Genomic DNA, 13,871 nt, shown 5'->3' with positions numbered 1-13,871 from the left:
GCCATGTCCGATATTCTGCAAAAAATATTAGCTACCAAAGCACAGGAAATTTCTGCCGCAAAAGCCAAATACTCAATGGAAGTCATGCGCGCAATGGCGGAACAAACCCCTCCTGCAAGAAATTTTTTCGATGCAATACGCCACCATATCCAGGCTGGCCGACCCGCAGTGATCGCCGAAATTAAAAAAGCCAGCCCCAGCAAAGGAGTACTCCGGGCAGATTTTCGTCCGGCTGAAATAGCCAACAGCTATGCGCATCACGGTGCCGCCTGTCTCTCCGTGTTGACGGATGAGCCATATTTTCAGGGTAACGCCCGGTATTTGCAGGAAGCGCGGGCAGCCTGCCTCCTGCCGGTGTTGCGCAAGGATTTCATGATCGATGCGTACCAGATTTACCAGTCACGCGCACTGGGAGCGGACTGCATCCTATTGATAGCAGCTGCATTGAATTTGTCACAGATGAAGGAGCTGGAAGCCTTGGCACACAGCCTGGGGTTAAGTGTCCTGGTCGAAGTGCATAACCAGGCAGAGCTGGATGTCGCATTGCAGTTGACCACCCCGCTAATCGGCATTAACAACCGCAATCTGCGTACTTTTGAAGTCACGCTGCAAAATACGCTGGACCTGCTGCCGCAGATTCCGAAGGAACGTATCGTGGTAACCGAGAGCGGCATACTGCGGACTGAAGATGTGCAATTGATGCGCAACCATCAGGTTCATGCATTTCTGGTAGGCGAGGCATTCATGCGTGCTGCCGATCCGGGCGCCGCTTTAGCCCAACTGTTTGGTTTATAACATAAACACGCATGCAGTACATTACATGTCTTCCGGTAGAACCTTCACCGTCAGCGTAATCCCACATGGGGCTGCGCCGTTGCTACATGGCAGACACACCAGTTACCGTACCACAAGCCCAGCCTGAAGTGCAGAAGGCTGAACATCTACAAAATCATAAATTTGCGTCCGGTTGAAGGCAACGATAGATTGTTCTGAAGCAGATATTCATGCTTTAAAAAAAAATTATCCGGTACCCTACACCCCCAATCTCTTGAAAAAAAACGGACACCCTGAGGTGTCCGTTTAGCATCTAACTACTGATCTTCTTGCGAAGAGCAGGACTTAGAAGGAGTGCTTCATACCCAGTGAGAATACACTTGGGGAGTTACCAATCAAAGCCTGGCTTGTGGAGGTTCCGCTGCTGTTCCAGCCAAGCTGATAGCCCGCTGCGGAGTCATTATCCAGCTTGGACCACAAAGCATACAGCGTGGTACGAACGCTCATCTTATGATCATAGCCAATAGCATATTGCTTCGCTCCAGAATTGGCAGCGTCGTAGATATTGTTATTGATATCGGTATAAGATGCCTTGATGGAATCAGCAGAAGTCAGGTTCCACTTTCCGGATAGGTGCCAGGATCTAGTATCGCCGTTGCCATTCTTTTGGCTGATTTTTTCATAAATACCGTTGATCGCAAACTGAGCCACGGAGTAGCCAATAGCAGCTTTCCATGCATCGGAATTGCTGAAGAAGTTCGCTGGTGCTGGGCCATTGCTGTTGCTTTGATAAGCGGCAGTAGCATAGAACGGACCAGAGTCAAACATACCGGCAACAGAAAAACCTTCATTGGTATTGTTTACAGAGTTATACCAGCCAGTTGTGCTTTGTGGTGCGTTACCCTGCTGGTCGCCATAGTAAGAAGCCGATGCGCTGAAACCGGAAAAATTAGCAGTAGTGATATTCACCGTATTGTTCGTACGGATGTCGTGCCCAATACCCATCAAGGAACGGTTATCCGCAATGGTGTTGTGGAACATGTCCATGCCACGTGTAGCCAGTTTGTATGGTGTATCCATACGGCCCAGTCTTACCGAACCCAAGCCACCACTTTTCAGACCGGCGAAAGTATCACGGAAACCAAGACCAGTCTGGGAACCGGGGTTATCGTATGGGCCAGCGCCATTGCCGATTGCGATCTGACTTTCGATTTGCCAGATTGCGGACAGGCCGCCACCCAGGTCTTCCGAACCCTTGAAGCCGATACGTGAGGCATTGCTGCCTACACCATGGCTATCCCTGCCGCCGTCGTTGTCCACAGCGTCGTAGGAAACGTTTGCCTGACCATAAATATCCACAGCAGCCATGGCAGCCGAAGATGCGAACACTCCCGCTACTGCGAGTGCAATTAAGCTTTTATTCATCATCAAAGTTCTCCTTAATTTACTTTTTGATTCACTAAAATTGGCTTTCCGGAAAACCTCTCAAATTTTAACTACTTATGAGAAGTCAGGGCGTATTCTGACAGACTCATCAAATGTCAGACAAGACGTCTGTTGCATTTTTACAACAAATGTTACAAAAATATTTCCGCAGAAAACAGGGTCCGTGCTGCCTTTGAATCCATTGATAGATTGTTCCACAATTGTTACTATTTTCATGGGGTGCGCGGATTATTCCAGCCTGAGCTGGCTGCGCCTGTCTTTTCCAGTACCAGAATTTCTTTCTACCAGCTTGGCCGAGGAATATGCTTAATCTTACCGTTATCCTGCCAGGGAGCAATGTATGCTGAATATCGACAACCTGATCGTGCATTTCGACAAGGGCCTGCGTACGCTGTTCAGTGAAGCCCGCAGTATTCGTCCGTTTCCTGATTCCGGTCTGCCGGATACAGCATTGAACGAAAGCGAGAAAAAACTTGCGGCCGCACTGATGCGAATCAATCACAGTGGCGAAATCTGCGCCCAGGCCTTGTACCAGGGCCAGGCGTGGACTGCACGCGATTCCGGGTTACAGAAGAAACTGCGGCAGGCAGCGGACGAAGAAACCGAGCATCTTGCGTGGACATCGCGGCGCGTGCATGAACTGGGAAGCCACCTGAGTCTCCTCAATCCATTCTGGTATACGCATTCTCTAGCTATCGGCGCATTTTCCGGACTGCTGGGTGACAAATGGAACCTCGGATTTATGGCAGAAACCGAACGCCAGGTCGGCATACATTTGCAAGGCCATCTGAAAAAACTACCCGAAAAAGATACTAAAAGCCGGGCGGTCATCCACCAGATGATCTCCGATGAAGCAAAACATGGAGATGTCGCGAGAGAACTGGGCGGGGCAGAACTGTCGCTGCCAGTCAGACTGGCCATGCAGATGAGCGCAAAGGTAATGACCCGGACTGCCTATTGGGTATAACGCAGGCGGAGATAGAGCAAACAGCTGCAATCCGAATACAACCCCGCAAATGATCGAACGGACATCAAACCATGTCCGCCCGTATTTCCTTTCTGGAAATAAAAAGAAGAGCAGGCTCAATCCGGAAAAGGCTGTATCCGGTCACTGGCGAAGAATTGCCTGTCGTATCCCTGCAACCTTTCCCTGGCCGCAATCATGCCTGTAATATGATCAGATTGTCCCGATGTATCAACTCGGGCTCGTCAACATAGCCCAGCAGGTTTTCGATTTCACTGCTTGAATGACCGGCAATGCGGCGAGTTTCTGCAGCATTGTAATTAATCAGGCCACGTGCGATATCCCGCCCGTCTTCATCCAGAACAGCAATCACCGTACCCCGCTCGAATTCTCCGCAAACACTGGTTATTCCAACCGGCAGCAGACTCTTGCCCTCATTGCGTAACGCTTGTGCCGCACCGGCATCCACCGTTACTCTGCCGCTGATCTGAAGATGGTCGGCCAGCCATTGCTTGCGGGCTTTCAAAGGCAAACATTGTGCTTCCAGCAATGTACCAATGCTGGCACCGGACATCAATCGCGGTAACACATCCACCTCATGTCCGGACGCAATCACCGTGTGCGCTCCACTGCGCGCAGCCCGCTTTGCAGCAAGAATCTTCGTTAGCATGCCGCCCCTGCCGATGTGGCTTCCTGCACCCCCCGCCATGGCTTCCAGCTGCCCATCCCCGGCCTGCGCCAGACTGACCAGCGTGGCATGCGGATCCTTGCGCGGATCCGCCGTGTAAAGACCCTGCTGGTCAGTAAGGATAATCAGCGCATCCGCCTCGATCAGATTGGCAACCAGCGCGCCCAGAGTATCATTGTCGCCAAATTTGATTTCATCGGTTACGACCGTGTCATTTTCATTAATGACCGGAATTACGCCAAGATGAAGCAGGGTGGAAAGGGTGGAACGAGCATTGAGGTAACGTTCACGATCGGCAAGATCGGCATGGGTGAGCAGGATTTGCGCCGTATGCAGCCCATGTTCGCCAAAACAACTTTCATAAACCTGTATCAGGCCCATCTGGCCTACTGCCGCAGCGGCCTGCAATTCATGCACGGCGCTCGGACGTTTTTTCCAGCCCAACCTCTGCATGCCTTCTGCAATCGCGCCGGATGAGACCAGCACAACTTTGTGTCCATCCTTATGCAACGCGGCAATTTGCCGGGCCCAATTCCGGATGGCCGGAATGTCAAGCCCCTCACCCTGATTGGTCACCAGGCTGCTTCCGACTTTAACAACGATACGTTTACACTGGGCCAGAATGGATTTCATCACGCATTCTTACTGTATTGGAGTTTCAGATTTCAGGGTTCCATCCGCCTTGGCCGCCTCTTCGCGCCTGACGGCCTGCTCCAGATGTTCCATGATGGCATAGACCAGTTCATTACAACCTTCACCATTGATCGCGGAGATCACGAAATAACGCTCATAATCATCGAATTCACGCAAAAAGGCAGCTACCTTCTCACCCTTTCCCTGTACCAGATCCATCTTGTTGAGCACCAGCCAGCGCGGCTTGTTATATAACTCTGGATCGTATTTTTCAAGCTCGTTCAGAATGGCACGCGCTTCGCGCACCGGGTCCACCCCTTCATGCATCGGGGCCATGTCCACCAGATGCAATAACAGGCGCGTACGCATCAAATGGCGCAAGAACTGGTGCCCCAGGCCCGCACCCTCCGCTGCGCCTTCAATCAATCCGGGAATATCCGCGATCACAAAGCTTTTTTCCGCCGACACGCGCACCACACCCAGGTTCGGATGCAGCGTGGTAAAAGGATAATCCGCCACCTTGGGGCGGGCAGCGGATACGGCACGGATAAAGGTGGATTTGCCTGCATTGGGCATCCCCAGCAAGCCGACATCGGCAAGCACTTTTAACTCCAGCTGCAGTTCCCGTCGCTCGCCTGTCTCACCCGGCGTGCACTGACGCGGGGCACGGTTGGTGCTGGATTTGAAGTGCAGATTCCCCAGTCCTCCCTTGCCCCCTCTGGCGAGCAGCATTTTTTGCCCGTCATGGTCCAGATCGGCAATCCGTTCCCCGGTATGGAGATCGGTGATCACCGTACCAACCGGCATGCGCAGCACGATATCGTCCGCACCCTTGCCATAGCAGTCTGCCCCGCGCCCGGGCTCGCCATTCCGCGCGCGGTGCACGCGGGCAAAACGGTAATCCACCAGGGTATTGATATTACGGTCTGCAAGCGCATAGATGCTCCCGCCGCATCCGCCATCCCCGCCATCCGGCCCACCCTTTTCGATATATTTTTCTCGCCGGAAGCTGGCCGAACCATTGCCGCCGTTCCCTGCAATGACTTCGATTCTGGATTCGTCAATGAATTTCATGATTCGCTGGCCCTGCAAATAAAAAAGCCCTACCTTGCGATAGGGCTGATTCCGCTTTGCCGGGAGTGCTTAAACCGCAACCACGGAAATCGTCTTACGTTTTTGCGCGCCCCTGACAGCAAACATTACCTTGCCCGCAATTTTTGCGTACAAGGTGTGATCCTTGCCCATGCCAACATTGTCTCCGGCATGAAACTGGGTACCCCGCTGGCGGACGATAATGCCACCTGGATTGATGAGTTCTCCACCATAGGTTTTCACGCCAAGCCGTTTTGAGTGTGAGTCGCGGCCGTTACTGGTACTCCCGCCGCCTTTTTTTGATGCCATGCTTTTTCTCCCTCGATATTATGCCGAAATTCGGTCAATGCGGATCTCGGTGAAATTTTGACGATGTCCCTGATGCTTCTGGTAATGCTTGCGCCGCCGCATCTTGAATATCCTGATTTTTTCGCCGCGACCGTTTGAAACAATCGTTGCGTTGACAGTCGCGCCCGCAAGCAGAGGCTGGCCTACGCTCACCGTATCGCCATTGCCCACCATGAGCACCTTGTCCAGAACGATCGCATGGCCGATTTCCCCGGCTACGGTTTCAACCTTCAGGGTCTGGCCCTCAACAACGCGATATTGCTTACCACCGGTCTTGATTACTGCGTACATAACAACCTCGCTCGAATACTATTTCACAGAGTCGCACATTATACACAAACGGCACCAGCCGTCAAAATGGTTTTAATGACCGGAACCGGCGGATAGCTCTCCATCCGTCCGCTAGTTGCAATCGCTGTAATGGCTCTTCCTGCATTCCTGCGACAGCCTTTGCGCCTCGGCAACCTGGGCGGCAGTAACACGCCGAATCACGGTGTCATAGTCGTCCTGCGCGTTCCGGCGCCCGTTGGCAACAGCAAGATCCAGCCACATCAGCGCCCGCACCGTGTCCTGTGCTACCCCCTGGCCCTGATCATACATCCGGCCAAGACTTTCCTGGGCTGCTGCATCCCCCTGCTTTGCCGCAAGGCGAAACCATTTCACAGCCTCCCGGTCATCCCGTACCACGCCCTTGCCGCCGGCATAGCCCAACCCCATATAATACTGCGCTCTTGCATGGCCATGTTCCGCTGCCTGCAAAAACCACTTTGCCGCCTCCTGATCATTCCTGGCAACGCCCTGGCCATTGCCATAGCTCACCCCAAGATTAAACTGCGCCTGCACGTGCCCCTGTCTGGCCGCCTGCTGAAACCACTTTGCCGCTTCCGGATAATTCTGCGCGACCAATTTTCCTTCCAGATAGAGAATGGCCAGATTGTATTGCGCAATGACATCCCCCTGCTCTGCCGCCATGCGGAACCATTTCATCGCCTCCTCGTCGCTCTGGCTGGCTCCCTGCCCGTTGGCATAAGCAATGCCCAGCAGGAACTGCGCCCTTGCATGCCCCTTTTCAGCAGCAGAACGGAACCACTTGACCGCCTCCTGATCCTCCTGTGCCACGCCCTGACCGTTGCCATAACACAAGCCGAGGTTATACTGCGCGCTGGCGTTCCCTTGCGCTGCAGCCAGACGGAACCACTTTACCGCTTCCCGGGAATCCTGGGGAGCGCCATCCCCATGAAGAAACTTCTCGCCAAGATGGTTCTGTGCGGTTGCATCTCCCTGCTCGGCAGCCGAATGCAGCGATTTTTCCACATGCGCATATTTCTCTTCCGCACCCCCCTCTTCCGGATGCGCCCCGGCCAGACCACTGCTCATCGCCAGCAATGTCGCAAAACAAAAAATCAGTCTGTTCATCATATTGTCCAAGATTAAATTTAACTTTTTTCCATGCATCCAAACCCCGTACCCAACCAATGCCCCCTGTCTTGCCTGTGCCGGAAGTCCGGGGCAACGAAAGCAGTTCGTCCGGCCAGCAATTCAGATACGTCTTGCAAGCTCGGCTGCCTTGCCTGTATAGGTGGCCGGAGTCAATGCATACAGCCGCTGCTTTTCCGTGTCCGGGATCTCCAGGGCATGAATGAAGGCATGCAGGCTTTCGCGGTTGATTCCCCCTTTGCCACGCGTCAGATCTTTCAGCCTGTCATAGGCATTTTCAATATGGTAACGCCGCATTACGGTCTGAATGGGTTCCGCCAGCACTTCCCAGGTATGGTTTAAATCTTCTGCCATGCATGCCGGGTTGGCTTCCAGCTTGTTCAAGCCCTTCAGGCAGGATTCGTGAGCCAGCAGAGTATATCCCAGCGCCACCCCCATGTTGCGTAGCACGGTGGAGTCCGTCAGATCGCGCTGCCAGCGCGAAACCGGAAGTTTTTCCGAAAGGTGGCGCAGCAGGGCATTCGCCAGGCCCAGGTTGCCCTCGGAATTCTCGAAATCGATCGGATTGATTTTATGCGGCATGGTGGAGGAACCCACCTCCCCTGCCACCATTTTCTGTTTGAAATATCCGAGTGAGATATATCCCCAGATATCCCGGTTCAGGTCAATCAGGATGGAATTGATGCGCGCGTAGGCATCAAATAATTCCGCCATATAATCGTGCGGCTCGATCTGAATGGTATAGGGGTTGAAGGAAATGCCAAGGCCGCTCACAAAACGCCGGGCGAAACCTTCCCAGTCCACTTCTGGATAGGTCGCCAGATGGGCATTATAGTTACCCACCGCGCCATTGATTTTGCCGAGCATTTCCACGCCGGCCAGGCGATCACGCGCGCGTTGCAGGCGATACACCACATTTGCCATTTCCTTGCCGAGCGTGCTTGGCGTAGCCGCCTGCCCATGGGTACGGCACAGCATCGGCATGTCTGCAAGCTGATGCGCAAGATCGCGCAGGCAGCCAGCCAGCTTGTCCAGCATCGGCAGCATGACCGTATTGCGGCCGTTCAGCAGCATCAATGCATGACTCAGGTTATTAATATCCTCGGAAGTGCAGGAAAAATGGATAAATTCCAGTTTGTCCGCCGTTTCCGGGATGTCGGACAGTTTTTCGCGCAACCAGTATTCGACTGCCTTCACATCGTGATTGGTGCGTTTTTCAATATGTTTGATCTGCTCTGCATCGGCTTCACTGAATTGCGCCACAAGCTGGTCCAGACGGGCGATGGTATCCGCGGAAAACGGCCCGACCCCGGAAATGGCTTCCTCGCGGCCGAGCGCTTTAAACCATTCGATTTCAATCAGAACACGATGATGAATCAGGCCAAATTCACTGTAATAAGCGCGCAGGGAAGTTACCCGGCTGTGATAGCGGCCATCCAGTGGAGAAAGTGCGGTAAGCGTGGTCGGTGTCATGGAAATCATCTTCAAAAAATATCAATCAATCCCTGCTGAACATGCGGCAGCAGGCTGCGGCGCGAAATCCGCGCCCGGGGGGAGTTATCCGGTGATAATTCCCCCACCCAGACAAGTCTGGCCATCATAGACCACGACCGACTGTCCCGGAGTGACCGCCCACTGTGCTTCCTTAAACTCGAAGCTGGCACGGTCCTGCGACAATTCGCCAAAACGGCAGGCTGCCGCCGCCTGGCGATAACGGATTCTGGCACTGTAAGCTCGCGTGCTGTCCGGCAGGGTTCCACTGATCCAGTGCAGCTCCATCGCATCCAGCCTGGATGCCAGCAAGGCCGGATGATCGTGTCCCTGCACGACGATCAGGCGGTTATCCGCAACGCTTTTATCTGCCACAAACCAGGGCTCGCCCGGGCCGCCAATGCCCAGACCCTGACGCTGGCCGATCGTATAAAACGAAAGGCCCATATGCTTCCCGACCACCTTGCCGTCCGGAGTACACATCGGACCGGGCTGAGCCGGCAAATAGCGGTTGAGGAACTCCCGGAACGGACGTTCGCCAATGAAGCATATACCGGTGCTGTCTTTTTTTGCATAATTGGACAAATTGCTCTGGCGCGCCATTTCGCGCACCTGCGATTTTAACAGCTTGCCAAGCGGAAAAATTGCTCTGGACAATTGTGCCTGGTTCAACCGGTACAAAAAATAGCTCTGATCCTTGCTGCTGTCCACCGCCGTGCGTAACTGGCAAACCCCGTCCGCTCTGTCGATCTGCGCATAGTGGCCGGTGGCAATGAAATCCGCTCCCATGCCTACAGCATAATCCAGAAATGCCTTGAATTTGATTTCAGAGTTGCACAGGATATCTGGATTGGGCGTGCGCCCGGCTGAATATTCGCGCAAAAAATAGCTGAAGACCCGATCCTTGTATTCCCTGGAAAAGTTCACCGCCTCTATGGGGATGCCGAGGGTATCCGCAATGGAAACCGCATCGATCAGGTCCTGGCGCGAAGAGCAGTATTCGTCGCTGTCCTCATCCTCCCAGTTCTTCATGAACACGCCCATGACCTGATAGCCCTGCTGCTTCAGCAATAGCGCGGCAACAGCAGAATCGACTCCGCCGGACAATCCAACAATCACATACCCTTTAGCCATACATGTTCAGGAAATCCGCAGGATCGCGTTTCCCGTTCCGGGGAGAATTCGCAATGCCTGCATGCCTTCCGATATCGGTTCCAAAAAGAAATGCAGGATGCTAGCCCGATTTTTCCCGGCTGTCATCCTGCATGGAGGCAACTGCCTGCGCAAGGCGAGGCAGAAAGAGCGGCAATGCCAGGCAAGCGGCAGGGTTGCCCCTGCCATTTCCCATAACCCGGGTTACTGGGCCGGAGCCGCAACCGGGGCAGAAGGAGCATCGTCCTCCCCGGCTTCCGATTCCTTTTTCTGCTTATCCTTATGAGACTCCTCGTGCTGCTTGTGCTTATGAGATTCCTCGTGCTGCTTGTGCTCTTTGTGTTCCTTTTTGGCCTTTTTTTCCTTCTTGACCTTTTTCGATTTTTTCACAGCAGCTCCCCCGCCAGGAGTAGCAGGGGTTGCAGGGGTTGCAGGGGTTGCAGGGGTTGCAGGGGTTGCAGGGGTTGCAGGGCCTTCAGCGCTTACGACAGCCGAGGCAACGGCAAACAGGGATGCAACCAGTAGCGGCAGGACTTTCATGTGGACTCCAGTTCAGTGAGGATTGAATTTCGAAAAAGGACAGTGCAGATGCCCTCTGCCATTAACGCGTGAGCGCCCGAATCGTTTACTTTAACAACCGCAACGGGAGATATGCGCAGGGTGGGCACGAAAACACCAGCAGAATCTATCCCTATCATTTTTGCCTCACAGGCCGGGAATCCAGATCATCAGGCATGCCCTGTTCACGCCCTATTCAAACGGCTATAGTTTATCGGAACGAAAAATCCAGAGGTTGCCGCTTTTCCCTCTGCAAACCGATCCTGCATATAGACTGCAGAAAACAACGAGCAGGGTGAAATTTCCGGCATGCAAGCCGAAAATGAAAAACTACAATGCAAGAATTACAACGGTAGCGTACAGACCAGATTTCCCGGCCAGTTTTTACGGTAGAAGGTTGATCTGACCAGAAAAATGGAAATGGCAGGGGTGAACTTGCCATTTCCACGACCGCAGGATTAGTGGGTCTTCTTGCCCTGGTCAACAGGCGCAGAGGTGCCTGCCTTGCCCTTGTCTGCGGGAGCCGGGGCGCCGGAAGCCGCGGCAGAAAAAGAAGCCAGGGTGAGCATGGCAGCGATCAGTACAGATAATGCTTTCATAGGAAACTCCAGTTTTAATTAGTAAACATGAATTACAGCTATATTTTGCCAGCCGGATTTTTGGAAAATTTCAGAGTGGAAATTGATCCGGTCAGCAAACTATGGAAATGGCAGGGGTGAAGATGCCATTTCCACGACCACAGGGTTAGTGGGTCTTCTTGCCCTGGTCAACAGGCGCAGAGGTGCCTGCCTTACCCTTATCTGCAGGCGCAGGAGCGCCGGAAGCCGCGGCAGAAAAAGAAGCCAGGGTGAACACGGCAGCGATCAGTACGGATAATGTTTTCATAGGAAACTCCAGTTTTAGTTAGTAAATAAGAATCAATGACATTACTCATGTCACTATCATTAACGCATAGACTATCATTCAGGTTGACACATTTTTTGTTTTGCTTTCCTCTGACCTGCGACGACGCCAGAACCCACCCATTTTTACAGCGAATCATAAGCTGATAACCGCATCCATTTAGACGCGGCAAGCATCCGTGACAAGGACGAATTCCTGATTCCGTTCATCGACACCCTGACCAATCCGGAATTCAAGACCGGAACGCCAGAGGCGGACCGGCAGCTGCTGCGCAGCCTGATCGTGTTTGCCTGCATTATGGAAGGGCTGTTCTTCTATGTCGGCTTCACGCAAATCCTCGCGCTGGGCAGGCAGAACAAAATGACCGGGGCGGCGGAGCAGTACCAGTACATCCTCCGCGATGAGTCCATGCACCTGAATTTCGGCGTGGACGTGATCAACCAGATCAAGCTGGAAAACCCGCACCTGTGGACGGCGGACTTTCGCGCGGAAATTCGCGGCCTGATCCAGAAAGGCGTGGACCTGGAATACCGCTATGCCGAGGACACCATGCCGCGCGGAATCCTGGGCATGAATGCCAACCAGTTCAAGGAATACCTACGTTTTGTGGCCAATCGCCGCTGCCAGCAGATCGGCATCGAGGTCCTGTTTCCCGGCGCTGAGAATCCATTTCCATGGATGTCAGAACTGATCGATCTCAAAAAGGAAAAGAATTTCTTCGAGACTAGGGTAACGGAGTACCAGACCGGTGGTGCATTGGCGTGGGATTAACCTGCTTTGATGTTTAATAACTGAGTTGCCAGTATGGAGCATGAGCGTTACCTTTTTATTAGTTTGTTATGGATTCGATACCCATATCAAACTCGGTAACGCTCACTTATACAAGTGCATTGTCATATCAGATTGAGACTAGTTCAAATAATAGGGAGTAAGGCTCTGCGTTTTTATTTTTATAGGCTTTTATCGAGCCTATCGCGATTCAAGTTGGCATACGCCAAATGAATGCTATAAATCAGCTGCCACCTGGATCCCCGCCCGGTTCGTTCGTATTCTTTGACGGAATGTCAGCTTCCGGTCTCGCTGGAGCTTGCTTACGATACGGATCCGCCGTATAGAATTTCATTTCGGCACGTGTGAGAATACGATCATTGTCGAAGTCCATTTCTTTGAAAAGCTTGTCAAAATGGATAAACGATTCACTTTCAGAAATCATACCGTCATCGTCGGTATCAATATCATCGAACATCCTAAAATTCTCCGGTTTTCCGAGATTTGCTTCTTTTCGTTCAATTTTACCCGTCCCGTTAGTATCCATTTCCTTGAAACGCTTAATGAAGTATGCGTTAAACTCGCCATTGGTAATCCCGCCACTGCCATTGATATCAATGGCATCGAACAACCTGTCTTCTTTGTCCCTATCCGTACGCATTATGTCGGCCAATTGGCGTTTATTAGGGTTGTTACCGGCAGGCGGGGTGGTTGCGTAATAATTCGGCTTTCCAGATGCGACAGGGGGAGCAGCCGTGGCATCGCTGGTTTCAGGGATATCATAGTCTGGTATATACCACCCTGCAGAGTGCACCATTGATGCCCCTAATGTAAAGCAAGAAACTATCGCGAGATTAATCACCGTCTTTTTCATGATGAACTCCCTTAATTTAAAATTAATCAATATACCTGAGTAGGCTAGATATCCTTTGCGCCTACAGGCCTTTATTGAGCCTACTTAACCATCCAAATCGGCAGACTCTGGTTGCAGGATAAGGATCGGGTTATATATTGTCTGTGCGTTACCGCACACTGATAAAGTGGTGTCATTAAAGGTACGATTCGTCATCTCCAAGTCATATGGATATGGTTTTACGAATTCATGCCAGAGCCATGGAATCAATTCGTGTTTTCCTGAATTAAATGTTCGTCTTACTGGATAAGGAATACCTGCGGTTTATGGCCAACAGGCGCTGTCAGCAGATCGGCATCGAGGTACTGTTCCCAGGTGCTGAATATCCATTTCCATAGATGTCAGAGTTGATCGGCCTGAAGAAAGAAAAAAACTTCTTTGAAACCAGAGTGACGGAATATCAGACTGGTGGTGCGCTGGCGTGGGATTAGGTTACTTATAAATCATGGGGAGAAAAAATGGGGTCATTTTGTATCGTTGAACGCAATGATATTACTGGAGATCTTTTCTACATACTTGAAGGGCATGTCCGTAAAACCGGAAGACCGCCTGAATAGTGTCTCACTATTGATCCGGCCTTATAAAGATTGAACTTTTAAGTATTCGGCATCTCCAACCAGGCATGGAAAAAGAAGACGCGCGATACCAAACGCTGGAACAGTTGCACGAGAGGCGAAAGCAAGTCATCCGGCTGCACAAAAGGG

The 13,871-nt window shown here is 52.2% G+C and carries 15 protein-coding genes and 2 pseudogenes; 4 read left to right on the top strand and 13 right to left on the bottom strand.

Going from position 1 to position 13,871, the window contains the following annotated elements; translation table 11 throughout:
• Positions 1–3 precede the first annotated feature (3 nt).
• On the top strand, positions 4–795 hold the full coding sequence (trpC, locus tag KJA68_RS03755; protein ID WP_213035604.1) for an indole-3-glycerol phosphate synthase TrpC: 792 nt from the start codon (positions 4–6) through the stop codon (positions 793–795).
• Between the two features lie 324 nt (positions 796–1,119).
• Here trpC and KJA68_RS03750 read toward each other — a convergent pair whose 3' ends face one another.
• Positions 1,120–2,202: a porin gene (locus KJA68_RS03750; RefSeq protein ID WP_213035603.1), complete on the bottom strand. Its 1,083-nt coding sequence runs from the start codon at positions 2,200–2,202 to the stop codon at positions 1,120–1,122.
• 358 nt (positions 2,203–2,560) lie between these two features.
• Here KJA68_RS03750 and coq7 point away from each other — a divergent pair, with 358 nt between their 5' ends.
• The gene (coq7, locus tag KJA68_RS03745) at positions 2,561–3,187 is read left to right on the top strand and encodes a 2-polyprenyl-3-methyl-6-methoxy-1,4-benzoquinone monooxygenase (RefSeq protein WP_213035602.1); all 627 of its coding nucleotides are present in this window, start codon (positions 2,561–2,563) and stop codon (positions 3,185–3,187) included.
• Between the two features lie 193 nt (positions 3,188–3,380).
• Here coq7 and proB read toward each other — a convergent pair whose 3' ends face one another.
• The 11 genes from proB to KJA68_RS03690 all read right to left on the bottom strand — a co-directional run bounded on the left by proB (position 3,381) and on the right by KJA68_RS03690 (position 11,468).
• On the bottom strand, positions 3,381–4,505 hold the full coding sequence (gene proB / locus KJA68_RS03740; RefSeq protein WP_213035601.1) for a glutamate 5-kinase: 1,125 nt from the start codon (positions 4,503–4,505) through the stop codon (positions 3,381–3,383).
• A 9-nt stretch (positions 4,506–4,514) separates the two neighbouring features.
• Positions 4,515–5,579: a GTPase ObgE gene (gene obgE / locus KJA68_RS03735; protein WP_213035600.1), complete on the bottom strand. Its 1,065-nt coding sequence runs from the start codon at positions 5,577–5,579 to the stop codon at positions 4,515–4,517.
• A gap of 69 nt (positions 5,580–5,648) precedes the next feature.
• The gene (rpmA, locus tag KJA68_RS03730) at positions 5,649–5,906 is read right to left on the bottom strand and encodes a 50S ribosomal protein L27 (RefSeq protein WP_213035599.1); all 258 of its coding nucleotides are present in this window, start codon (positions 5,904–5,906) and stop codon (positions 5,649–5,651) included.
• Positions 5,907–5,924: 18 nt separating this feature from the next.
• Positions 5,925–6,236 (bottom strand): 50S ribosomal protein L21, encoded by a 312-nt coding sequence (gene rplU, locus KJA68_RS03725; RefSeq protein ID WP_213035598.1) that lies wholly within the window; start codon positions 6,234–6,236, stop codon positions 5,925–5,927.
• A gap of 111 nt (positions 6,237–6,347) precedes the next feature.
• The gene (locus KJA68_RS03720) at positions 6,348–7,364 is read right to left on the bottom strand and encodes an SEL1-like repeat protein (RefSeq protein WP_213035597.1); all 1,017 of its coding nucleotides are present in this window, start codon (positions 7,362–7,364) and stop codon (positions 6,348–6,350) included.
• Positions 7,365–7,484: 120 nt separating this feature from the next.
• A complete protein-coding gene (gene purB, locus KJA68_RS03715) occupies positions 7,485–8,855 on the bottom strand; it encodes an adenylosuccinate lyase (protein WP_213035596.1) in 1,371 nt (456 codons plus the stop codon).
• Between the two features lie 84 nt (positions 8,856–8,939).
• A complete protein-coding gene (gene mnmA, locus KJA68_RS03710) occupies positions 8,940–10,007 on the bottom strand; it encodes a tRNA 2-thiouridine(34) synthase MnmA (protein WP_213035595.1) in 1,068 nt (355 codons plus the stop codon).
• A 6-nt stretch (positions 10,008–10,013) separates the two neighbouring features.
• Entirely contained in the window at positions 10,014–10,214 is a 201-nt protein-coding gene (locus tag KJA68_RS03705) for a hypothetical protein (protein WP_213035594.1), read from the bottom strand.
• Between the two features lie 15 nt (positions 10,215–10,229).
• On the bottom strand, positions 10,230–10,565 hold the full coding sequence (locus KJA68_RS03700; RefSeq protein ID WP_213035593.1) for a hypothetical protein: 336 nt from the start codon (positions 10,563–10,565) through the stop codon (positions 10,230–10,232).
• Between the two features lie 476 nt (positions 10,566–11,041).
• The gene (locus tag KJA68_RS03695) at positions 11,042–11,182 is read right to left on the bottom strand and encodes a hypothetical protein (protein ID WP_213035592.1); all 141 of its coding nucleotides are present in this window, start codon (positions 11,180–11,182) and stop codon (positions 11,042–11,044) included.
• 145 nt (positions 11,183–11,327) lie between these two features.
• A complete protein-coding gene (locus KJA68_RS03690; protein ID WP_213035591.1) occupies positions 11,328–11,468 on the bottom strand; it encodes a hypothetical protein in 141 nt (46 codons plus the stop codon).
• 180 nt (positions 11,469–11,648) lie between these two features.
• On the opposite strand from KJA68_RS03690, the pseudogene KJA68_RS03685 reads away from it, so the two are divergent.
• A pseudogene (locus KJA68_RS03685) lies at positions 11,649–12,257 on the top strand (ribonucleotide-diphosphate reductase subunit beta); the annotation flags it as partial.
• A 241-nt stretch (positions 12,258–12,498) separates the two neighbouring features.
• Here the strand turns inward: KJA68_RS03685 and KJA68_RS03680 are convergent.
• A complete protein-coding gene (locus tag KJA68_RS03680) occupies positions 12,499–13,128 on the bottom strand; it encodes an EF-hand domain-containing protein (protein WP_213035590.1) in 630 nt (209 codons plus the stop codon).
• Positions 13,129–13,415: 287 nt separating this feature from the next.
• Here KJA68_RS03680 and KJA68_RS10830 point away from each other — a divergent pair.
• Positions 13,416–13,598, top strand: a pseudogene (locus KJA68_RS10830) (ribonucleotide-diphosphate reductase subunit beta); the annotation flags it as partial.
• Positions 13,599–13,871: the final 273 nt, after the last annotated feature.

It is taken from the genome of Candidatus Nitrotoga fabula (assembly GCF_905221025.1).
GTDB classification, from domain to species: domain Bacteria; phylum Pseudomonadota; class Gammaproteobacteria; order Burkholderiales; family Gallionellaceae; genus Nitrotoga; species Nitrotoga fabula.
The sequence above is the reverse complement of the archived record's forward strand: the minus strand, read 5'-3'. Positions and strand labels throughout refer to the sequence as shown.

Coding starts and splice junctions, on each gene's coding strand:
- trpC (WP_213035604.1), top strand. CDS start 4: ATGTCCGATATTCTGCAAAAAATATTAGCTACCAAAGCACAGGAAATT.
- KJA68_RS03750 (WP_213035603.1), bottom strand. CDS start 2,202: ATGATGAATAAAAGCTTAATTGCACTCGCAGTAGCGGGAGTGTTCGCA.
- coq7 (WP_213035602.1), top strand. CDS start 2,561: ATGCTGAATATCGACAACCTGATCGTGCATTTCGACAAGGGCCTGCGT.
- proB (WP_213035601.1), bottom strand. CDS start 4,505: ATGAAATCCATTCTGGCCCAGTGTAAACGTATCGTTGTTAAAGTCGGA.
- obgE (WP_213035600.1), bottom strand. CDS start 5,579: ATGAAATTCATTGACGAATCCAGAATCGAAGTCATTGCAGGGAACGGC.
- rpmA (WP_213035599.1), bottom strand. CDS start 5,906: ATGGCATCAAAAAAAGGCGGCGGGAGTACCAGTAACGGCCGCGACTCA.
- rplU (WP_213035598.1), bottom strand. CDS start 6,236: ATGTACGCAGTAATCAAGACCGGTGGTAAGCAATATCGCGTTGTTGAG.
- KJA68_RS03720 (WP_213035597.1), bottom strand. CDS start 7,364: ATGATGAACAGACTGATTTTTTGTTTTGCGACATTGCTGGCGATGAGC.
- purB (WP_213035596.1), bottom strand. CDS start 8,855: ATGACACCGACCACGCTTACCGCACTTTCTCCACTGGATGGCCGCTAT.
- mnmA (WP_213035595.1), bottom strand. CDS start 10,007: ATGGCTAAAGGGTATGTGATTGTTGGATTGTCCGGCGGAGTCGATTCT.
- KJA68_RS03705 (WP_213035594.1), bottom strand. CDS start 10,214: ATGGCAGGGGCAACCCTGCCGCTTGCCTGGCATTGCCGCTCTTTCTGC.
- KJA68_RS03700 (WP_213035593.1), bottom strand. CDS start 10,565: ATGAAAGTCCTGCCGCTACTGGTTGCATCCCTGTTTGCCGTTGCCTCG.
- KJA68_RS03695 (WP_213035592.1), bottom strand. CDS start 11,182: ATGAAAGCATTATCTGTACTGATCGCTGCCATGCTCACCCTGGCTTCT.
- KJA68_RS03690 (WP_213035591.1), bottom strand. CDS start 11,468: ATGAAAACATTATCCGTACTGATCGCTGCCGTGTTCACCCTGGCTTCT.
- KJA68_RS03680 (WP_213035590.1), bottom strand. CDS start 13,128: ATGAAAAAGACGGTGATTAATCTCGCGATAGTTTCTTGCTTTACATTA.